Source organism: Hydrogenophaga sp. GW823-FHT04C09 (assembly GCF_058796355.1).
In genome coordinates, this window is record NZ_JBXAIO010000003.1 from 616,627 (window position 1) to 636,404 (window position 19,778).

The 19,778-nt window shown below is 71.0% G+C and carries 16 protein-coding genes; 9 read left to right on the top strand and 7 right to left on the bottom strand.

The annotated features are described in order from the left end of the window. The first annotated feature begins 56 nt into the window (after positions 1–56). Entirely contained in the window at positions 57–1,427 is a 1,371-nt protein-coding gene (locus AC1Q9M_RS12070) for an MmgE/PrpD family protein (RefSeq protein WP_492433958.1), read from the top strand. 11 nt (positions 1,428–1,438) lie between these two features. Here the strand turns inward: AC1Q9M_RS12070 and AC1Q9M_RS12075 are convergent, their stop codons facing one another. Continuing rightward, on the bottom strand, positions 1,439–2,212 hold the full coding sequence (locus tag AC1Q9M_RS12075) for an IclR family transcriptional regulator (protein ID WP_382320970.1): 774 nt from the start codon (positions 2,210–2,212) through the stop codon (positions 1,439–1,441). A 116-nt stretch (positions 2,213–2,328) separates the two neighbouring features. On the opposite strand from AC1Q9M_RS12075, the gene AC1Q9M_RS12080 reads away from it, so the two are divergent. Genes AC1Q9M_RS12080 through AC1Q9M_RS12105 form a run of 6 tightly spaced genes read left to right on the top strand, consistent with a single transcriptional unit; the run spans position 2,329 to position 10,425 of the window. Beyond that, the gene (locus AC1Q9M_RS12080) at positions 2,329–3,783 is read left to right on the top strand and encodes an FAD-binding oxidoreductase (RefSeq protein WP_492433961.1); all 1,455 of its coding nucleotides are present in this window, start codon (positions 2,329–2,331) and stop codon (positions 3,781–3,783) included. A 15-nt stretch (positions 3,784–3,798) separates the two neighbouring features. Then, on the top strand, positions 3,799–5,160 hold the full coding sequence (purB, locus tag AC1Q9M_RS12085) for an adenylosuccinate lyase (RefSeq protein WP_492433963.1): 1,362 nt from the start codon (positions 3,799–3,801) through the stop codon (positions 5,158–5,160). A 56-nt stretch (positions 5,161–5,216) separates the two neighbouring features. Next, positions 5,217–6,212 carry a tripartite tricarboxylate transporter substrate binding protein gene (locus tag AC1Q9M_RS12090; protein WP_492433965.1) on the top strand — a complete coding sequence of 332 codons (996 nt, stop codon included), beginning with the start codon at positions 5,217–5,219 and terminating at the stop codon, positions 6,210–6,212. Between the two features lie 13 nt (positions 6,213–6,225). Further along, on the top strand, positions 6,226–7,095 hold the full coding sequence (locus AC1Q9M_RS12095; protein WP_492433967.1) for a sulfurtransferase: 870 nt from the start codon (positions 6,226–6,228) through the stop codon (positions 7,093–7,095). A gap of 34 nt (positions 7,096–7,129) precedes the next feature. Beyond that, a complete protein-coding gene (locus AC1Q9M_RS12100) occupies positions 7,130–8,104 on the top strand; it encodes a Bug family tripartite tricarboxylate transporter substrate binding protein (RefSeq protein ID WP_492433969.1) in 975 nt (324 codons plus the stop codon). Beyond that, positions 8,104–10,425, top strand: coding sequence for a molybdopterin-dependent oxidoreductase (locus AC1Q9M_RS12105; RefSeq protein WP_492433971.1), 2,322 nt, complete (start codon positions 8,104–8,106; stop codon positions 10,423–10,425). Before AC1Q9M_RS12100 ends, AC1Q9M_RS12105 begins: the two co-directional genes overlap by 1 nt. Here AC1Q9M_RS12105 and AC1Q9M_RS12110 read toward each other — a convergent pair. Continuing rightward, positions 10,417–11,166, bottom strand: a complete 750-nt coding sequence (locus tag AC1Q9M_RS12110) for a 2OG-Fe dioxygenase family protein (protein WP_492433973.1) — start codon at positions 11,164–11,166, stop codon at positions 10,417–10,419. The two genes, AC1Q9M_RS12105 and AC1Q9M_RS12110, sit on opposite strands and share 9 nt — an antisense overlap. A 131-nt stretch (positions 11,167–11,297) precedes the next feature. Here AC1Q9M_RS12110 and AC1Q9M_RS12115 point away from each other — a divergent pair, with 131 nt between their 5' ends. Both AC1Q9M_RS12115 and AC1Q9M_RS12120 read left to right on the top strand, forming a co-directional pair. After that, positions 11,298–11,693, top strand: a complete 396-nt coding sequence (locus tag AC1Q9M_RS12115) for a bacteriohemerythrin (RefSeq protein ID WP_492433975.1) — start codon at positions 11,298–11,300, stop codon at positions 11,691–11,693. An 86-nt stretch (positions 11,694–11,779) separates the two neighbouring features. Further along, entirely contained in the window at positions 11,780–12,550 is a 771-nt protein-coding gene (locus AC1Q9M_RS12120) for a DUF2189 domain-containing protein (RefSeq protein ID WP_492433977.1), read from the top strand. Positions 12,551–12,553: 3 nt separating this feature from the next. On the opposite strand, the gene acuI is transcribed toward AC1Q9M_RS12120, so the two are convergent. Genes acuI through AC1Q9M_RS12145 form a run of 5 tightly spaced genes read right to left on the bottom strand, consistent with a single transcriptional unit; the run spans position 12,554 to position 19,750 of the window. Then, positions 12,554–13,558, bottom strand: a complete 1,005-nt coding sequence (gene acuI / locus AC1Q9M_RS12125; RefSeq protein ID WP_492433979.1) for an acrylyl-CoA reductase (NADPH) — start codon at positions 13,556–13,558, stop codon at positions 12,554–12,556. 3 nt (positions 13,559–13,561) lie between these two features. Next, positions 13,562–13,795 (bottom strand): hypothetical protein, encoded by a 234-nt coding sequence (locus tag AC1Q9M_RS12130; protein WP_382320994.1) that lies wholly within the window; start codon positions 13,793–13,795, stop codon positions 13,562–13,564. Positions 13,796–13,833: 38 nt separating this feature from the next. Next, the gene (locus tag AC1Q9M_RS12135) at positions 13,834–15,258 is read right to left on the bottom strand and encodes an efflux transporter outer membrane subunit (protein ID WP_444687100.1); all 1,425 of its coding nucleotides are present in this window, start codon (positions 15,256–15,258) and stop codon (positions 13,834–13,836) included. Between the two features lie 20 nt (positions 15,259–15,278). Then, on the bottom strand, positions 15,279–18,506 hold the full coding sequence (locus AC1Q9M_RS12140) for an efflux RND transporter permease subunit (RefSeq protein WP_444687101.1): 3,228 nt from the start codon (positions 18,504–18,506) through the stop codon (positions 15,279–15,281). Positions 18,507–18,529: 23 nt separating this feature from the next. After that, positions 18,530–19,750 carry an efflux RND transporter periplasmic adaptor subunit gene (locus tag AC1Q9M_RS12145; protein WP_492433982.1) on the bottom strand — a complete coding sequence of 407 codons (1,221 nt, stop codon included), beginning with the start codon at positions 19,748–19,750 and terminating at the stop codon, positions 18,530–18,532. Between the last annotated feature and the right edge of the window lie 28 nt (positions 19,751–19,778).

Genomic DNA, 19,778 nt, shown 5'->3' on the forward strand with positions numbered 1-19,778 from the left:
TCGTGGTGGGGCTTGGTTTATATAATGAAACACATTTCATTTAATGAACCAACCACATGCCCTCCACCCCCGAGTCCACCCTGGTCGCCCACCTCGCCGGCCTTCAGCAGCGGCCCCTCCCTGACGCCACGCGCGAGCGGCTGGCCCAGGCGCTGCTGGACTGGTTCACCGCCGGCTGGGCCGCCGTCGGCATGCCGGGCGCCTCGGCGCTGAGGGCGCTGGCCCGCACCAGCGTGCCCGGCCCCGGGCCGGCGCCGGTGTTCGGTGGCGCCCCGGCGCAGCCCCTGGCGGCCGGCTTCGCCAATGCGGGCATCGCGCACCTGCGCGAGATCGACGACGCGCACCGCGCCGCCATGCTGCACCCGGGTGTGGTGGCGATCTCGCCGGTGCTCGCGCTGGCGGCCACGCAGGCGCTGTCGATGCGCCGCGCGGCGGACGCCATCGTGGCCGGCTACGAGGTGGCGCTGCGGGTGGGCGAGGCCTTGGGCACCCGCCACGCCGCGGGCTTTCACGCCACCGCGACGGCGGGCACGGTGGGGGCGGCGGCGGCCAGCGCGGTGGCGCTGGGCCTGCCGCAGGCACAGCTGCACCACGCCCTGGGCATCGCGGCCACCCAGTCGGCTGGCCTGTGGCAACTGGTCGATGACGAGGCCCACGAGGCCAAATCGCTGCACCCCGGCTTCGCGGTGCGCAACGGCCTGATGGCCGCCTGGGCGGCACAGGCAGGTTTCCCCGGCGCGCGCGCATTCGTCACGGGGCGGCGCGGCCTCTACGCGCTGCTGGGTGGCGACGGCCCCTTGACCGCGCTGGACAGCGATCTGGACGCGCCCGAGCGCCTGAACACCGCCACCATCAAGGCCTGGCCTTGCTGCGCCCAGCTCTTCACGCCGCTGGACGCCACCCGCGAGATCCTCGACCAGCATGCGCCTGCCGTGCAGGACATCGAGTCGGTGCAGGTGGTCATCTTTCCGCACGCGCTGAAGATCGCTGGCGTGCACTGGCCCACCAAGCCCGCGGAGACGCCGTTCTGCCTGCGCTACGTGGTGGCCACGCTGCTGATCCAGGGTCGGCTCGGCATCGCCGACATGGAAACGCCCGACCTGTCATCGCCCGTGCTGCTGGCCCTGGCCGATCGCGTGCACGTGAGCACGGACGAGGCCTTTCAGCGCGGCTTCCCGGAAAAACGCCCCTCGCGCGTGACGGTCACGCTGAAGGACGGCCGCAGCCTGAGCGCCTACCGCGAGCTGCGCCGGGGCGACCCGGAAGACCCTTTCGACTGGGCGCAGTTGCAGGCGCGCATGCGGGCCTTCGCGCCGGCCATGACCGACCCGCAGGCCGCGCAGCTGACCCGCTGGTGCGGGGCCTTCGCGGACGCGTCGAACGACGAGGCGCCCTGCCGGCCCAGCGCCGACCTCTTCGGCATTTGAGCAGGGCCGCGTCAGGCGGTCGGCACGCGCCAGCCATTGGGCGCGGCACTAGCGAAGCCCTGCAGCGCGAGTTCCTGGCGCACGATGTCCGCCGCCTTGCGCTGGGCCACGATGTTGTGGCGCGAGGCCAGGCCGATGACGACCATGGCGCCCAGGAAGGTCCCATCGCCGTCGAACACCGGCAGCGCCACCGAGGCCATCTCGTCCACGCGTTCGGCACGCGTCATGGCGTAGCCCTTGGCGTCGATCTCGGCCTGGTGCGGCGTGGGGCTGCCGGTGAAGGCCAGCAGGATGTGGGCCGATGAGCCGCCCGCCGCCAGCGGCAGGCGCGTGCCCACCTCCACATGGTGGCGCACCTCCTTGACCGTGTTCTCGCGGTAGAGGCACACGCGGTCGTCGCCGCTGCGGATGTAGAAGGCCACGGTCTCACCCGTCTGCTGCATGACCGCGTGCAGCACGGGCTGCAGGCGCGTGCCCAGATCGAAGGTGCTGCGGTAGAGCATGCCCATGTGCAGCAGCGCCGGGCCCGGCGCGTAGCTGCCGCTGTCGAACCGGTGGACCATGCGCGCGCGCTGCAGCACGCCCAGCAGGCGCAGCAGCGTGGCCTTGTCCAGCCCGGTGCACTCGGCCAGTTCGCGCAGGGACATGCGCAGGCGGTCCTCGCGAAAGCATTCGAGGATGGAGATGCCGCGCTCGAGCACGCCCGCGGGCGGCTTGGGGGCGCTGGCGTTCGCCGGCTCGCCAGAAAGGACCGATGGGGCTGGGTGGTTTTTGCTTGGCTTCATGGTGGGTGTCCGCGACTGCGGATTATCTCGGTTGACAGCGGGGGTGGCCGGATTTATAGTTTCATTCATTGAATCATAGTTCATTGAATGAAATGAACAAACCCAACACACCCACCATGTCGAATGCCCCTGACCCCCTGGTTGCCGAACTGGTCGCGATCGTCGGCGCCAGCCATGTGCTGACGGACGACGCGGCCACCGCGCGTTACGTCGGCGACTGGCGGCGCAACTTTCCCGGCGCCGCGCGCGCCGTGGTGCGCCCCGCCAGCACGGCCGAGGTGTCGCGCGTGGTGGCCGCGTGCGCGGCGAACCAGGTGGCGGTGGTGCCGCAAGGCGGCAACACGGGCTTGGTGGGCGGCTCCACACCCGACGCCTCGCGCAGCGAGGTGCTGCTGAGCCTGGACCGCATGACCGCCGTGCGGCGCGTGGACCCGCTGGACAACAGCATGACGCTGGAGGCCGGCTGCACCGTGCTGGCGGCGCAGGAAGCCGCCACCGCCCATGGGCGCCTGTTCCCGCTCTCGCTGGCCTCGGAGGGCAGCGCCACGGTGGGCGGTGTGGTGTCGACCAACGCCGGCGGCGAGCAGGTGCTGCGCTACGGCAACACGCGCGACCTGACCCTGGGGCTGGAGGTGGTGCTGGCCGATGGCCGCGTGCTCGACGCCCTGGGCGCCCTGCGCAAGGACAACACCGGCTACGACCTCAAGCAGCTGTTCATCGGCGGTGAGGGCACCCTGGGCATCGTGACGGCCGCCACCTTCAAGCTGTTCGCGCCCCCCCGGCAGGTGATCACCGCCTGGGTGGCCGTGCGGGACCCGCAGGCCGCCGTGGAGCTGCTGGCCGAACTCGGCGCGGCGGTCGGCGAACGAGTCACGGCCTTCGAGCTGATGGGGCGCCAGGCGCTGGACCAGGTGCTGGCGCACGGCACACCGGGCATGCGCGATCCCCTGCCCGGCGGGTACGGCTGGGCCGTGCTGTTCGACGTGTCGGAAACCTCCACCCGCATGGACCCCTCGCCCGCGGTGGAAGACGTGCTGGGCCAGGCGATCGAGCAGGGCCTGGTGCTGGACGCGGTGCTGGCCCGCTCGGGCCAGCAAAGCCACGACCTGTGGGCCTTGCGCGAGCACGTGCCCGAGGCCCAGCGGCTGGACGGCCCGTCCATCAAGCACGACATCTCGGTCGCCGTCTCGCGCATCCCCGAGTTCATCGCCGAGGCCGGCGCGGCGCTGCAGGCCTTGCTGCCCGGCGTGCGCGTGGTCTGCTTCGGCCACGTCGGCGACGGCAACCTGCACTACAACCAGAGCAAGCCCCCGGGCATGCCGGACAGCGACTTCCTGCGCCACGAAGACCAGATCCACGACACGGTGCACGAGATCACCGCGCGCCTGCAAGGCTCGATCTCGGCCGAACACGGCATCGGCCGCCTCAAGCAGGCCGCCTTCCTCCACCACAAGCCGCCCATCGCGCTGGAGCTGATGGCGCGCATCAAGCAGGCGATCGATCCCGCCAACACCTTCAACCCCGGGCGCGTGCTGCCGCGCGCGCTGCCCGTCCCCCAACCCGTTCTCTAACCCTTCAGGATTTCCATGCCCGTTTCCGTCTTCGACATGCAATCGCTCCAGCACCTCTGGGGCACCAATGAGCTGCGCCGCATCTTCGGCGAAGAGAACCGCATCCAGAAGTGGCTCGACTTCGAGGCCGCCCTGGCCGCCGCCCAGGCCGAGCTGGGCCTCATCCCGGCCGCCGCCGCACAGGAGATCGCGCAGCAGGCGCGGGTCGAGCACATCGACATCGCCACCATGTCGGCCGAGATCCGCCGCATCAAGCATTCGCTGGTGCCGGCGCTCAAGCAGCTGCAGGCCCGCTGCAGCAAGGACAACGGCGAATGGGTGCACTACGGCGCGACCACGCAGGACGTGGTCGACACTGGCGTGGCCCTGCAGCTCAAGGAGTTCCACGCCGTGGCGCTGCGCGACCTGAAGGCGGTCGGCCAGGAGCTGGCCCGCCTGGCCGTGACGCACCGGGACGTGCCCATGGCCGGCCGCACCCACGGCGTGCAGGCCCTGCCCATCACCTTCGGCCACAAATGCGCGATCTGGCTCGACGAGCTCGGGCGCCACCACGAGCGCCTGGTGCAGGCCGCGCCACGCGTGCTGGTCGGCATGCTGGCCGGCGCCGTGGGCAGCCAAGCCTCGTTGGGCCCCAAGGCACAGGAGCTCGAACAGCTCATGCTCACCAAGCTGGGCCTGGGCACACCCGCCATCAGCTGGGCGCCCGCGCGCGACCGCTTCACCGAGTACGCCAACCTGCTGGCCATGCTGGGCGCCACGCTCTCCAAGATCGGCAACGAGCTGTTCAACATGCAGCGCAACGAATTCGGCGAGGTGGAAGAAGGCTTCTCCGACGGCAAGCTGGGCTCGTCGACCATGCCGCACAAGCGCAACCCCACCTCCGCCGAAAACCTGGCCGGCCTCTCGCGCCCGCTGCGCTACAACGCCGCCATGATGGTCGAGGGCATGGTGCAGGAAAGCGAGCGCGACGGCATCGCCTGGAAGATGGAATGGAAGGCCCTGCCCGAGTGCTGCCTGATCGCCGGCGCCATGCTGTTCCAGGCCAGGAACCTGCTGGCCGGCCTGAAGGTCAACGCGGACGTGATGGCGGCCAACCTCGACAAGATGCGCGGCTACCTGCTGTCCGAGCGCGTGATGCTGGAGCTCTCCGAGCGCGTGGGCAAGCAGACGGCCCACGAGTGGATCTACGAGGCCTCCATGCACGGCATCACGTCCCGGCTCGACTTCGCCGACGCCATGCGCCAGCACGAAGGCCTCTCCAAGCTGCTGAGCGACGACGAGATCCGCGACTTCACCGACCCGCTGCAGTACCTCGGCCAATGCGGCGCCACGGTGGACCGCGTGGTGGCCCAGCAGCAGCCCTGGCTGCGGGACTGAGATTCTCTGCCTGCGGCGCAGCTGCTTCCTTCCCCCACAACAATGGAGACCAACCGATGAACCACCCTGCCCTCAAAGCCCTTCGCCGCCGCACCGTGCTGGCCCTCGCGCTCTCGCTCGGCCTGGGCGCGGCCGCACCGGCCTTCGCGGCCTACCCCGACCAGCCCATCAAGCTGGTGATCGGGTTCCCGCCCGGTGGCGGTGGCGACCTCTACGGCCGGCTGATCGCCAACGCGCTGAGCAAGAGCCTGGGCCAGACGGTCGTGGCCGACAACCGCACCGGCGCGGGCGGCAACATCGCCGCCGACCTGGTGGCCAAGGCCAAGCCCGACGGCTACACCCTGCTGCTGGCCATGAGCGGCAACCTCGCGGTGGCGCCGGCCACCCGGCCGCAGAGCATTCCCTACAAGGTGCCCGAAGACTTCGCGCCCATCGGCATGATCCTGGAAGCGCCGCACGGCCTGTTCGTCGCGCACGGTTCGCGCTTCAAGACGGCGCGCGAGCTGCTGGACGCGGCCAAGACGCAGAAGCTCAGCTTCGCCTCCACCGGCGCCGGCGCGGCCGCGCACATGGGCATGGAGATGGTGGTCAAGGAGGCCGGCGTGGAGATGCTGCACGTGGCCTACCGGGGTTCCGGCCCGGCCCTCACGGACATGCTGGGCGGCCAGGTCGACAGCTTCTTCGCCACCGCCTCGCCGCTGGTGAACCAGGTGCGCCAGGGCCAGCTGCGGCTGCTGGCCATCACCGGCGACAAGCGCAACCCGGCCATCCCCGATGTGCCGACCTTCAAGGAGCTCGGCGTGAACGTGCCGGTGACGCAGTGGTACGGCCTGGTCGCGCCAGCAGGCACGCCCGAGGCCGTGGTCAAGCACCTGTCGGACCACCTGAGCCGCGCGCTCGCCACACCGGAAGTGCGCGACGCCATCCGCCGCGACGCCGCCACCGAGCGCAACCTGCCCATGGACGCGTTCCGCGGCTTCATCCTCGAAGACATCGCGCGCTACAAGGCCGCGCTCACGCCGGCCCTGCTCAAGGAAATCTCCAGCAAGTAAGGGCACCCGCTTCATGATCACCTTCGACACCCTGATCTCCGCCGACGAACTCGCGGCCGCCCAGAAGAGCGGCGCACCGCTGATGGTGCTGGACTGCAGTTTCGAACTCACCGACCCGCAAGCCGGCCAGCGCGCCTACGACAGCGGGCACCTCCCGGGCGCGCGCTACGTGCACCTGGACCAGGTGCTGTCCACCGCGAAGACCGGCCGCAACGGCCGCCACCCGCTGCCCAGCCGCGAGACCTTCGCCGCGGCCATGGCCGCCCTCGGGCTCGATGCGGACACGCAGGTGGTCGCGTACGACAACGCCGGCGGCATGTACGCGGCGCGCCTGTGGTGGATGCTGCGCTGGGCCGGCCACCCGGCCGTGGCGGTGCTCGACGGCGGCATCGCCGCCTGGAAAGCGGCGGGCCACGCGCTGAGCCAGGACGCGCCGGACGCGCCGGGCGCGCCCGCCCCGGGCAGCTTCCGCCTGAAACCCTCGCTGGTCACCACGGTGTCGTACGACGAGGTCAAGGCCAACATCGACAGCGCCGAGCGGCTGGTGCTGGACGCGCGCGCGCCGGACCGCTTTCGCGGCGAGAACGAAACCATGGACCCGATCGGCGGGCACATCCCCGGCGCGCGCAACCGGCTGTTCAAGGACAACCTGGGTGCGGACGGCCGCTTCAAACCGGCCGCGCAGCTGCGCCAGGAATTCGACGCCATCACCGGGAGCCGGCCGGCGGCGCAACTGGTCAACCAGTGCGGCTCCGGCGTGACCGCCTGCCACAACCTGCTGGCCATGGAGGTCGCCGGGCTGCGCGGCGCGGCGCTCTACCCCGGCTCGTGGAGCGAATGGAGCGCCCAGCCGGGCGCCCCGATTGCCACGGGCGCAGCGTAAGAACACACCCCACAAGAACAGACTGGAGACCTTCATGCACCTCACACCCCTGCTGCGCCGCGGCGCCCGCGCGATCGTGGCGGCCGGGCTCATGGGCCTCGCCGCCGTGGCCTCGGCCCAGTACCCGGATCAGCCGATCCGCCTGCTGATCGGCTTCCCACCCGGGGGCGGGGGCGACCTCTATGGGCGCACCATCGCCAACGAGCTGGGCAAACACATCGGCAAACCCATCGTGGTCGAGAACCGGCCCGGGGCGGGCGGCAACATCGCCGCCGAACTGATGACGCAGGCCAAGCCCGATGGTTACACCCTGCTGCTCGCCATGAGCGGCAACGTGGGCAGCGCGCCGGCAATCCGCACCAACCTGCCCTACAAGGTGCCCGACGACTTCGTGTTCGTCAGCCAGCTGGTGGAAACGCCCTATGGCCTGGTGGTCCGTGGCGACTCCCCCATCAAGACCATCCAGGACTACATCGCCACCGCCAAGGGCGGCAAGATGACCTACGCCTCCACCGGCACGGGCGGTGCCGCGCAGATCGTGATGGAGATGGTCAAGCAGCAAGGGGGCCTGGACATCCTGCACGTGCCCTACAAAGGCTCGGGCCCGGTCATGACCGACCTCATGGGCGGCCTGGTCGACAGCTTCTTCGCGCCCTACACGCCGCTCATGGGCGCCATCAACGGCGGCAAGCTGCGCCTGCTCGCGGTCAGCACCGACAAGCGCATCCCCAGCATGCCCCAGGTGCCCACGCTCAAGGAGTCGGGCATCGACGTGGTGATGACGCAGTGGTACGGTCTGGCCGCGCCCAAAGGCACGCCGCAGCCCGTCATCGACAAGATCACCCGGTCCGTGAAACAGGCCATGCAGGCGCCCGAGGTGCAGCGCGTCTACAGCGCGGACGGCGCCCAGGCGTCGTCCCTGACCGGGGCGGCCTTCCGCGACTTCGTGCTGAAAGACATCGCCAACTACAAGCGCGGCGTGGAGCGCGGCAACCTCAAGGCGGAATAGTGTCTTTGCCCTCCTCGTTTTCATCTGAGCCCGACATCGCCCTGCGCCCGCACAGCGCCCACTGGGGTGTCTTCTCCGCCGGTTGGCAGAACGGCGAACTCGTCGTGCGGCCCCACGCGGGCGACCCCGACCCGAACCCGCTGATCGACAACTTCAAGACCGCCCTGCACCACCGCGCCCGCGTCACCACGCCGATGGTGCGGCGCGGCTGGCTCGAGAACGGCCCGGGGCCCGACGCGCGGCGCGGCGACGACCGTTTCGTGCCCATGGCCTGGAACGAGGTGCTGGACCGGCTCGCGGACGAACTGCGGCGCGTGCAGCAGGCCCACGGCTGCGAGGCCATCTTCGGCGGCTCCTACGGCTGGTCGAGCGCGGGGCGCTTCCACCACGCGCAAAGCCAGGTCCACCGCTTCCTGAACACCACCCTGGGCGGTTACGTGCGCTCGGTGAACAGCTACAGCGCCGGCGCCTCGGGCCCGATGCTGCCGCACGTCATCGGCACCATGGAGGAAGTGGCGCGGCGCAACGTCACCTGGGAGCAGATCGTCGAACACACCGACGTGGTGCTGGCCTTCGGTGGCATGGCGCTGAAAAATTCGCGCGTGGCCTCGGGCGGCATCAGCCGGCACATCGAGCGCGAGTCCATGCGCGCGGCCGCCGCGCGCGGTTGCCGCTTCGTCTCCATCAGCCCGCTCAAGAGCGACCTGCCCGACGAGGCGGCGTTCGACTGGCTGCCCGCCGTGCCCGGCACCGACACCGCGCTGATGCTGGCCCTGGTGCACCAGATCGTGAGCGACGGCGCGCACGACCGCGCCTTCATCGATCGATACTGCGACGGCTGGGAAGCCTTCGAGGACTACCTGATGGGCCGCGGCGACGGCGTGCCCAAGAGCTGCGCCTGGGCCGCGCCGATCTGCGGCCTGCCCGAGCAGCAACTGGTCGACCTGGCGCGCGCGCTGGTTGGCCAGCGCGTGCTCGTGGTGGTGGCGCATTCGCTGCAGCGCTCGCAGCACGGCGAACAACCGGTCTGGATGGGGGCGGTGCTCGCGGCCGCGCTGGGCCAGCTCGGCCTGCCCGGCGGGGGCTACAACTACGCGCTGGGCACGCTGGCGCACTATGGCAAGCGCAACAACGCGGTGCCCGCCGCCGCGCTGCCGCAGGGCGACAACGGCGTGAAGGCCTTCATTCCGGTGGCGCGCATCAGCGACATGCTGCTGCACCCGGGCCAGCCCTTCGACTACAACGGCCAGCGCCGCACCTACCCGCACATCCGCCTGGCCTACTGGGCCGGTGGCAACCCCTTCCACCACCACCAGGACCTCAAGCGCCTGGCCGACGCCTTCCGCACGCTCGACACCTTCGTCGTGCACGAGATCGCCTGGACCGCAACCGCGCGCCACGCCGACATCGTGCTGCCTTGCACCATGACGCTGGAGCGCGAAGACATCGGCGCGACCCCCACCGACCCGCTGGTGGTCGCCATGCACCGCATCGCCGAACCCCATGGCCTGGCGCGCGACGACTACGACATCTTCTGCGACCTGGCCGGGCGCCTGGGCGGCCTGCAGGCTTTCAGCGAAGGCCGGAACACGCGCCAATGGCTGGTGCACCTCTACGAGCGCACGCGCGCCGGGCTCGAAGCCATGGGCCAGGAGGCACCGGACTTCGAGACCTTCTGGCAACGCGGCGAGCTCCTGCTGCCGCAGAAGGACGACGATGGCGGCATCCTGCGCGCCTTCCGCCACGACCCCGAGGGCGCGAAGCTCGCCACGCCCAGCGGCAAGGTGCAGATCAGCTCACCCGTGGTGGCCGGCTTCGGTTACGTGGACTGCCCCGGCCACCCGGCCTGGCTGCCCCCGAGCTTCGCGCCCGATGCGGCCCACCCGCTGTGGCTGGTGGCCAACCAGCCGCATTCCAAGCTGCACAGCCAGCTCGACTTCGGCGCCCACAGCCAGTCCACCAAGCGCCAGGGCCGCGAGGTGTGCACCCTGCACCCGGCCGCGGCCACCGCGCGCGGCATCCGCGAGGGCGACACCGTGCGCCTCTTCAACGAGATCGGGGCCTGCCTGGCCAGCGCGCGCCTGTGCGCCGACATGCGCGAAGACGTGATTCAGCTGCCCACCGGCGCCTGGTACGACCCCGTGCAGGATGCCCAGGGCCGGCCGATGTGCGCGCACGGCAACCCCAATGTGCTCACCCGGGACATCGGCACCTCGTCGCTGGCCCAGGGCTGCGCGGGCCAGCTCAGCACGGTTCAGGTCGAGCGTTTCGACGGACCGCTGCCGCCGATCCGCGCCTACGAACCGCCGCCGTCAGGCTGAGGCGTCGCCCTGGAAGGCCCCGCTGCGGTAGGTCACGACCAGCGTATCGCGCCAGCCGAGGGCATCGCCTTCCAGCGGCTGGATCGGCGTGCTCTCGTGGATCACGCGCGCGTCGTCGAGCAGCAGCAGCGACCACGGCTCGCGCAGCGTGAAGCGCTGGCCGCTCGGGCCGTTGGCTTCGAACACGCGGCTCTCGCCGCCCTTGATGGCGTGGCGGTCCACCATGAACACGGCCACCAGGTCCACACCGTCGCGGTGCGCGCCTTCGGGCGTGGGCCGGCCGATGCCGTCGGTGGTGTCGATGCGGAACACGTGGGCCTCCACGCTCCAGGGCTGCGCGCCGCGCAGCGCGCTGGCGGCCTCGCCCAGCCGGGCCAGCAGGCGGCTCCACACCGGCTGCGCCACCGTGGCGGGCTCCATGGGTTCGAACCAGCGCTGCATGCCGCCGTGCAGGGCGTTGTACTCCAGCGGCTGCCAGTGCGCGCGGTGCGGCACCTGCCGCACGCGGTCGTCGTCCACCACGAAGCAGCTGTGGCGGCGGCTGCGGTAGCGCCCGCCGTCCTTCAGGTAGGCGTCGGGCGGCAGCTGGTTCCAGCCGGTGTGCAGCCCGGCCAGGTCCACCGGCCGCGCGGCGAGCCACTCGCCCACGGCCTCGGCGCTCAGCAAGGCGAAGCCGGTGGTTTTCAAGGCGCTGTGCACATCGGACAGCGGCACATAAGGGGGCTGGAATTCGCTGGTCATATGGCCGCCCAGTGTAGCGGCGCGCCAGCAGGCCCACGGCCTGTCGGGCCTTGGCGTGGCGCGCGTTTGCGCTGGATCAAGGCGCCGGCGCGCCGCCGCTGCCAAGCTTGGGCCCCAAGGAGCAGCACCCGATGGAAAGCACCGCGCAATGGACCGAAGCCCTCTGGCTGGACTTCGACCCGCTGGACAACATGAACCGCGAACTCATGGCGCGGCTGGCCCGCGCGCAGACCGCCAGCGACGCGGAGCTGCCGCAGGCCTGGGCCGAGCTGGTGTCGCACGTGGCCACGCATTTCGGCCAGGAAGACAGCTGGATGCGCGAGACCGGCCACGGCCAGGCGGACGCGCACGCGCTGGCGCACCGCGTGGTGCTCAACCTGCTGCGCGAGGGCCTGGGACAGGTCCGCGGCGGCCAGCTCGGGACCGTGCGCCAGATCGCGCGCGAACTGGGTTCGTGGTTCGCCAAGCACACGCACGCCTTCGACGCCGGGCTGGCGCTGCACCTGCGAAGCCACGCGCTCAGCTGAGCCGATCCGCTGCACCGACCCGCCACCGTTCCCGCGCACCAGCCACCCACCCACGAGGTGGCGCGCCATTCCCGAGGAGACAAGCCATGACCGAAGAATCCCCACCGCCACCGCCGTCGGTGTTCGAGCTGCGACTGGCCGAGCTGAACGCCGGCGACCCGCTGCGCTGGCTGCGCCTGGGCTGGCGCGATTTCCTGCGCAGCCGCGTCGGCCTGTTCTACGGCCTGTGTTTTTTCCTCATGGGGCACGCGCTCATGGCGGTGTTCCGCGCCGCGCCGGCCTATGTGCTGGCGCTCTCGGCCGGCTTCCTGCTGCTGGGGCCGTTCCTGTGCCTGGGCCTGTACCACGTGAGCCGCGCGCTGCAGGAAGGCCGCGAGCCCTCGCTGCCGGACTCGCTGCTGGCCTGGGAGCAGACCAAGGGCTCGATCGCGATCTTCGCGGGCGTGCTGCTCATCCTGGAGATGCTGTGGGGCCGCGCCTCGCTGGTGGTGTTCGCGGTCAGCTTCAGCACCCTGCCCGACACCGCCAACCTGCTCTCGCAGCTGCTGGCGCGCGAGAACCTGGAGTTCCTGATCACCTACACCCTGGTGGGCGGTGTGTTCGCGGGCCTGATCTTCGTCACCAGCGCGGTCTCGATCCCCATGATCCTGGACCGCGAGGTCGATGCGATCTCGGCCGCGCTCACCAGCATCCGCGCCTGCCTGCAGAACCCGGGCGTGATGGCCTGGTGGGGCGCGCTGATCACGCTGCTGGTGCTGCTGGCCATGCTGCCCTGGTTCCTGGGTCTGATCGTCGTCGGCCCGGTGGTGGGCCACGCCACCTGGCACGCCTACCGCCAGGTGGTGCCGCCGCGATGAAGCTCAGGCCTTGAGCTTCACCACCAGGCGCCCGCGCACCTGGCCGGCCAGGATCTGGCTGCCGGCGGCGATCGCGTCGGGCAGCGCGATCTCTGTCGTGATCGACGCCAGCTGTTCGCGGTTGATCGTCTTCGCGAGCGCGTCCCACGCGGCCTCGCGTTTCGCCATGGGCGCCATCACACTGTCGATGCCGTAAAGCGTGATGCCGCGCAGGATGAACGGCGCCACGCTCGCGGGCAGGTCCATGCCCTGGGCCAGGCCGCAGGCCGCCACCGCGCCGCCGTAGCGTGTGCTGGCGCAGGCGTTGGCCAGGGTGTGGCTGCCCACCGAATCCACCACGCCGATCCAGCGCTCCTTCTGCAGCGGTTTGCCCGGCGCGCTCAGGTCGTTGCGGTCGATCACGCTGGCCGCGCCCAGCGATTTCAGGTAGTCGGCTTCCTGCGGCCGGCCGGTGGAGGCCACCACGGTGTGGCCCAGACCGGCCAGCAGCGAGATCGCCACGCTGCCCACGCCACCACCCGCGCCGGTCACCAGCACCTCGCCGCTGCCGGCGGCCACGCCCGCGTCGGCCCAGTGTTTCTGCAGCGCCTGCACGCACAGCATGGCGGTGTAGCCGGCCGTGCCCAGCGACATGGCGTCGCGCTCGCTCAGCGTGTCGGGCAGGGCCACCAGCCAGTCGCCCTTGACGCGCGCCATCTGCGACAGCCCGCCCCAGTGCGTCTCACCCACGCCGAAGCCGTTGAGCAGCACGCGGTCGCCGGCCTTCCATTTCGGGTGGTCGCTCTGCGTCACCGAGCCGGCGAAGTCGATGCCGGGCACCATGGGGAAGCTGCGCACCACGGGCGATTTTCCGGTGATGGCCAGGCCGTCCTTGTAGTTGATGGTGGAGCAGTCCACGCGCACCGTCACGTCGCCGCTGGCGGGCAGTTGCGCCTCGTCGAGCTGCGTGAGTTCGCAGCGGTAGCCCGACTCGGGTCGGGTGATCAGCAGGGCTTCGAACACGGGCATCTCCTAGGAAGGGGTGGCAGGGGCCGACTCGCGCCACAGGCGCACCGTGAGCCACCAGGCCAGCAGCGAATCGGTCAGCGCCATCAGACCGAGCACGAGGCGCAGCGCGTCGGGCGGGTCGGTGAGCTGCACGAACAGCACGATGCAGGACGACAGCAGCTGCAGGCCGACCATGAGCCAGAACAGGCCACGGTGCGGCTGCCAGAGGCGGCGGAGGGTCTCGGACGGGGACGGCATGCCCTATTGTGCCGGCCCCGGCCCGCCGCCGAGGTCGCTCAGGCGCCCCGGGCGGGGGCGCCCGCCTCCCAGCCGCCGCCGATGGCGCGGATGAGCCGCACCGTGGCCTGCTGCTGGGCGGCCTCCACGCGCTGGGCCTGCCGCCGGTTGATCAGCTCGTTGCGGCGCGCGTCGAGCAATTCGAGCTGGCTCACCAGGCCGTTGCGGTAGCGCGTTTCCGAGATCGCGCTGGCGCGCTGCGCGGCGCTGACCGCGCGGCCCTGGGCCAGGGACTGGTCCTGCAGCCAGCGCAGGGCGGAGAGCTGGTCTTCGACCTCGCGGAAGGCCGTGAGCACCTGGCCGCGGTAGCTCGCGGCGGCGGCGTCGAGCTGCGCCTGCGCGCCCTGCACACCGGCCTCGCGCCGGCCGCCGTCGAACAGCGGCATCGACAGCAGCGCGCCCACGCCCCAGGCGCGCGCCGACCACTTGAACAGGTCGCCGAGGTCGGGCGAGGCATAACCCGCGGCCGCCGTGAGCGACACGCTGGGGAACCACGCCGCCTGCGCCACGCCCACGCGGGCCTGGGCGGCCAGCAGCGCGGCCTGCGCGGCGGCCACGTCGGGCCGGCGGGTGAGCACGGTGCCGGGCACGCCGGCCGGGATCACGGGCAGCACCCGGGCACCGTCGGCGGGCGCCAGCGCGAAGCCGGAGGCCGGCTCGCCCACCAGCACGGCCAGCGCGTGTTCGAGTTCGGCGCGGCTGCGGCCGAGCGCGAACCCCTCGGCCTCGGTGGCGGCCAGCTCGGTCTGGATGCGGATCACGTCCAGCTCGGCCACGTCGCCGGCCTCGAAGCGGCGCTGCGTGAGGCGCAGCGTGTCCGCATAGGCGGCGGCGGTGTCCTGCACCAGGGTGCGCTCGGTGTCCACCGCGCGCAGCGCCAGGTAGGTCTGGGCCACCTCGGCCTGCACCAGCAGGCGCGTGCTCTGCAGCAGGGCTTCGCGCGATTGCGCGTCCAGCGCGGCCGCGTCGCGCGCCCCCGCCAGGCGCCCGAACAGGTCGAGCTCGTAGGAAAGGTTGACGCCGGCCTGCAGCAGCGTGGCCGGCGTGGTGCCGTTGGCGGTGTTGGCACCGGCGCCGCGCGAGGCGTCGGCGCCCACACCGATCTGCGGCAGGCGATCGGCCTGCGCGCCGCGCACCAGCGAGCGCGCCTGGGCCAGGCGGGCCGCGGCTTCGTGGATGCTGGTGTTGCCGGCGGCGGCGCGTTCGGCCAGGTCGTCGAGCACCGGGTCGTTGAACGCCTTCCACCAGGTGCCCCGGGCCTGCGCTTCGGCGGGTTGGGCGATGGTCCAGTGTTCGTTCTGGCGCGGCTGTTCCTTGAACTGCGGCGGCGTGGGCACCGACGCCGGCAAGGGCGGCAGCGCGGTGGCGCAACCGGCCAGCACGAGCGCGGCGGTCAGCGTCAGCAGGCGATGAAAATGTTTCACAGGGTTCACCTTCCGGGTCTTCAATGGGTCAGGGGAGCGGCGGGCACGGCGCGGGCGCTGCCGCCACCGCCGGAGGCGAAACCCTCCAGGTGCGGCACGGTGCCGTGCAGCTTGAGCGCGCGGTTGCCGGCCAGGCGGCGCAGCAGCACGTAGAACACCGGCGTGAGGAACAGGCCGAAGGCGGTCACGCCGATCATCCCGGCGAACACGGCCACGCCCATGGCCGAGCGCATCTCGGCGCCCGCGCCAGTGGCGAGCACGAGCGGCAGCACACCCATCACGAAGGCCAGCGAGGTCATGAGGATGGGGCGCAGCCGCAGGCGGCTGGCTTCGATGGCGGCCTGCACCGGCGAGCGCCCGGCGAACTCCAGCTCGCGCGCGAATTCCACGATCAGGATCGCGTTCTTCGCCGACAGCCCCACCAGCACGATCAGCCCGATCTGGGTGAACACGTTGTTGTCGCCGCCGTCCAGCCACACGCCGGTCATGGCCGCGAGCAGGCCCATGGGCACGATCAGGATGATGGACAGCGGCAGCGTGAGGCTTTCGTACTGCGCGGCGAGCACCAGGAACACCAGCAGGATGGCCAGCGGGAACACCCACAGCGCGGAGTTGCCGGCCAGGATCTCCTGGTAGGTGAGCTCGGTCCACTCGAAGCCGATGCCCTGCGGCAGCGTCTCGGCGGCGATGCGCTCGATCGCGTCCTGCGCCTGGCCGGACGAGAAGCCGGGCGCGGGCCCGCCGTTGATGTCGGCCGAGAGGTAGCCGTTGTAGCGCATGGCGCGCTCGGGGCCGAAGCTGGAGTTCACCTTCATCAGCGCCGACAGCGGCACCATCTCGCCCGAGGTCGAGCGCACCTTGAGCAGGCCCACGTCTTCGGCGCGCGCGCGGTAGGGCGCGTCGGCCTGGGCGCGCACGCTGTAGGTGCGGCCGAACTGGTTGAAGTCGTTCACGTACAGGCTGCCGAGGTAGATCTGCATGGTGTCGAAGATGTCCGTCACCGGCACGCCGAGCTGGCGCGCCTTGGTGCGGTCGATGTCGGCGTAGAGCTGCGGCACGTTGACCTGCCAGCTCGTGAACATGCCGGCGAGTTCGGGCGTCTGGTAGGCCTTGGCCATGAAAGCCTTCACCGCCGCGTCCATCGCTTCGTAGCCGAGCGAGGCCTTGTCTTCCAGCTGCAGCTTGAAGCCCCCCGTGGTGCCCAGGCCCGCCACCGGGGGCGGCGGGAACATCACGATGAAGGCGTCCTGGATCTCGCCATAGGCCTGGTTGAGCTGGCCCGCGACGGCGCCGCCGCTCTGGTCGGCGCGCCGGCGCTCGGCGAAGGGCTTGAGCGTGGCGAACACGATGCCGGAGTTCGAGCTGTTGGTGAAGCCGTTGATGGACAGGCCGGGGAAGGCGATCGCGTCTTCCACGTTCGGGTTCTGCTTGGTGATCTCGCCCATGCGGTGGATCACGTCTTCCGTGCGGTCCAGCGTGGCGCCGTCGGGCAGCTGCGCGAAGCCGATCAGGTACTGCTTGTCCTGCGCCGGCACGAAGCCGCTGGGCACGGCCTTGAACAGGCCGAAGGTCACGCCCACGAGCGCGAGGTAGATCACCATCATCAGCGCCTTGCGCGAGATCACGCGCCGCACGCCGCCGCTGTAGGCCTCGGCGCCGCGGTGGAAGAAGCGGTTGAAGCCACGGAACAGGCCGCCGAAGATCCGGTCCATGCCGCGCGTGAGCGCGTCCTTCGGCGCGTCGTGGCCGCGCAGCAGCAGGGCCGCGAGCGCGGGCGAGAGCGTGAGCGAGTTGATGGCCGAGATCACGGTGGAGATCGCGATGGTCACCGCGAACTGCTTGTAGAACTGGCCGGTGAGGCCGCTGATGAAGGCCAGCGGCACGAACACCGCCACCAGCACCAGCGCGATCGCGATGATGGGTCCGGAGACCTCCTTCATCGCGCGGTAGGTCGCGTCGCGCGGCGACAGGCCGGCCTCGATGTTGCGCTCCACGTTCTCCACCACCACGATCGCGTCGTCGACCACGATGCCGATCGCCAGCACCAGCCCGAACAGCGAGAGCGCGTTGATCGAGAAGCCGAGCAGGTGCAGCACCGCGAAGGTGCCCACCACCGACACCGGCACCGCCAGCAGCGGGATGATGGAGGCGCGCCAGGTCTGCAGGAACAGGATCACCACCAGCACCACCAGCGCGATGGCTTCGAGCAGGGTCGTGATCACCGACTGGATCGAGGCGCGCACGAACTGCGTGGGGTCGTAGGCGATGCGGAACTCCACGCCCTCGGGCATGTTCTTCTGCAGCTCGGCCATGGTGGCGCGCACCTCGGCCGAGATGTCCAGCGCGTTGGAACCCGGCGCCTGGAACACGCCCATGCCGACGGCGGGCTGGTTGTTGAGCAGCGAGCGCAGCGAGTAGTCGGCCGCGCCCATCTCCAGCCGCGCGATGTCGCGCAGCCGGGTCACGGCGCCGTCGCCACCGGTCTTGACGATGATGTCGCCGAACTCCTCTTCGGTCTGCAGGCGGCCCTGCGCGTTGATGGAGAGCTGCATGTCCACACCGGGCAGGCCCGGCGAGGCGCCGACCACGCCGGCGGCGGCCTGCACGTTCTGGCCACGGATCGCGCTCACCACGTCGCTGGCCGAGAGGCCGCGCTGCGCGACCTTCTGCGGGTCCAGCCAGACGCGCATGGAGTAGTCGCCACCGCCGAAGATCTGCACCTGGCCCACGCCCTGGATGCGCGCGAGCCGGTCCTTCACGTTGAGCACCGCGTAGTTGCGCAGGTAGTTGATGTCGTAGCGGTCGTTGGGCGAGACCAGGTGCACCACCATCGTGATGTCGGGCGAGCTCTTGACCGTGGTCACGCCCAGTCGGCGCACTTCCTCGGGCAGGCGCGGCTCGGCCTGAGACACGCGGTTCTGCACCAGCTGCTGGGCCTTGTCGGGGTCGGTGCCGAGCTTGAAGGTCACGGTCAGCGTCATCACGCCGTCGGTCGTGGCCTGGCTGCCCATGTAGAGCATGCCCTCCACGCCGTTGATGGATTCCTCCAGCGGCGTGGCCACGGTTTCGGCGATCACCTTGGGGTTGGCGCCCGGGTACTGGGCGCGCACCACCACCGAAGGCGGGGCCACCTCGGGGTACTCGGAGATCGGCAGGCCGCGCAGCGCGACCAGGCCGGCGATCAGGATCAGCAGCGAGAGCACGCCCGCGAAGATCGGCCGATCGATGAAGAATTTCGAGAGGTTCATGGTGTTCTTTTCACGCGCGGGGCTCAGGACCTGGCCACCGCCACCGCGCGCTCGGGCGTGCCGGCGCGGGCGTTGTTCATGGGCACGGCTTGCGGCTGCACCACGTCGCCCGGGCGCACGCGCTGCAGGCCGTTGACGACGATGCGCTCACCGGGTTTGAGGCCGCTGAGCACGGTGCGCAGGCCGTCGACCGGCGCGCCCAGCGTGACCTCGCGGTACTCGGTCTTGTCGCCCTCGCCCACCACCAGCACGTATTTCTTGTCCTGGTCGGTGCCGACGGCGCGCTCGCTCACCAGCAGGGTGCGCGCGGTCTGCGGTTGGCCCATGCGGATGCGCGCGAACTGCCCGGGCATCAGGCGGCCGTCCTTGTTGTCGAACACGGCGCGCACGCGCACCGTGCCGCTGCGCGGGTCGACCTGGTTGTCGATCAGCTGCAGCTGGCCGGCGTAAGGCGTGTCGCTGGTGGCCGAGGTGCCCATCTGCACGGGGATGCGCTCGACCGCCGGGCGCGCGCCGCCGGCCAGGCCCTGCAGCGCGCCGGAGACGGTTCTTTCATCGGCATCGAAGCTGGCGTAGATCGGGCTGACCGAGACCAGGGTGGTGAGCACCGGCGCGCCGGGGCCGGCGGCGACCAGGTTGCCCACGGTCACCTCCAGCTTGCCGATGCGCCCGGCCACCGGCGCGCGCACCTGGGTGTAGCCCAGGCTCAGGCGCGCGGCCTGCAGCTGCGCCTGCGCGGCCTTGAGGTTGGCCTCGGCTTCGCGCAGCACGTTCTCGCGATCGTCCAGCTCGCGCTGGGCGATCGCCTTGTCGTCCCACAGGCGGCGCGAGCGGGCGTGTTCGTTGCTGGCGTGGGTCACGCGGGCCTGCGCGGCGATGACCTGGGCCTCGGCGCGCGCGAACTCGGCTTCGTAGGGCGCGGGGTCGATGGACACCAGCAGGTCGCCCTTGGCCACCAGCGCGCCTTCGCGGAAATGCGTGGCCTGCACCACACCGACCACACGGGAGCGGATGTCCACCCGCTCGACCGCCTCGAGGCGGCCGGAGAACTCCTGCCAGGCGGCCACGTCGCTCTCGGCCACGGTGGCCACGGAGACCGGCATGGGCGGGGGTGCGCCCACCGGTGCGCTGGCCCGGGCCGGGCTCGCTTCCTGGACGAGCACGACGCCCGCGACGATGAGGACGGCCAGGGCGGCGGCGGTGGGCCACCAGACGCGGCGCTTGAATTGGGACAGGTCGGACATGTTTTTTCCTTTTTGAGGGCGAACGGGG

Excerpts from the sequence above, each read along its gene's own strand:
- AC1Q9M_RS12070 (WP_492433958.1), top strand. The coding sequence starts at position 57 with ATGCCCTCCACCCCCGAGTCCACCCTGGTCGCCCACCTCGCCGGCCTT.
- AC1Q9M_RS12075 (WP_382320970.1), bottom strand. The coding sequence starts at position 2,212 with ATGAAGCCAAGCAAAAACCACCCAGCCCCATCGGTCCTTTCTGGCGAG.
- AC1Q9M_RS12080 (WP_492433961.1), top strand. The coding sequence starts at position 2,329 with ATGTCGAATGCCCCTGACCCCCTGGTTGCCGAACTGGTCGCGATCGTC.
- purB (WP_492433963.1), top strand. The coding sequence starts at position 3,799 with ATGCCCGTTTCCGTCTTCGACATGCAATCGCTCCAGCACCTCTGGGGC.
- AC1Q9M_RS12090 (WP_492433965.1), top strand. The coding sequence starts at position 5,217 with ATGAACCACCCTGCCCTCAAAGCCCTTCGCCGCCGCACCGTGCTGGCC.
- AC1Q9M_RS12095 (WP_492433967.1), top strand. The coding sequence starts at position 6,226 with ATGATCACCTTCGACACCCTGATCTCCGCCGACGAACTCGCGGCCGCC.
- AC1Q9M_RS12100 (WP_492433969.1), top strand. The coding sequence starts at position 7,130 with ATGCACCTCACACCCCTGCTGCGCCGCGGCGCCCGCGCGATCGTGGCG.
- AC1Q9M_RS12110 (WP_492433973.1), bottom strand. The coding sequence starts at position 11,166 with ATGACCAGCGAATTCCAGCCCCCTTATGTGCCGCTGTCCGATGTGCAC.
- AC1Q9M_RS12115 (WP_492433975.1), top strand. The coding sequence starts at position 11,298 with ATGGAAAGCACCGCGCAATGGACCGAAGCCCTCTGGCTGGACTTCGAC.
- AC1Q9M_RS12120 (WP_492433977.1), top strand. The coding sequence starts at position 11,780 with ATGACCGAAGAATCCCCACCGCCACCGCCGTCGGTGTTCGAGCTGCGA.
- acuI (WP_492433979.1), bottom strand. The coding sequence starts at position 13,558 with ATGCCCGTGTTCGAAGCCCTGCTGATCACCCGACCCGAGTCGGGCTAC.
- AC1Q9M_RS12130 (WP_382320994.1), bottom strand. The coding sequence starts at position 13,795 with ATGCCGTCCCCGTCCGAGACCCTCCGCCGCCTCTGGCAGCCGCACCGT.
- AC1Q9M_RS12140 (WP_444687101.1), bottom strand. The coding sequence starts at position 18,506 with ATGAACCTCTCGAAATTCTTCATCGATCGGCCGATCTTCGCGGGCGTG.
- AC1Q9M_RS12145 (WP_492433982.1), bottom strand. The coding sequence starts at position 19,750 with ATGTCCGACCTGTCCCAATTCAAGCGCCGCGTCTGGTGGCCCACCGCC.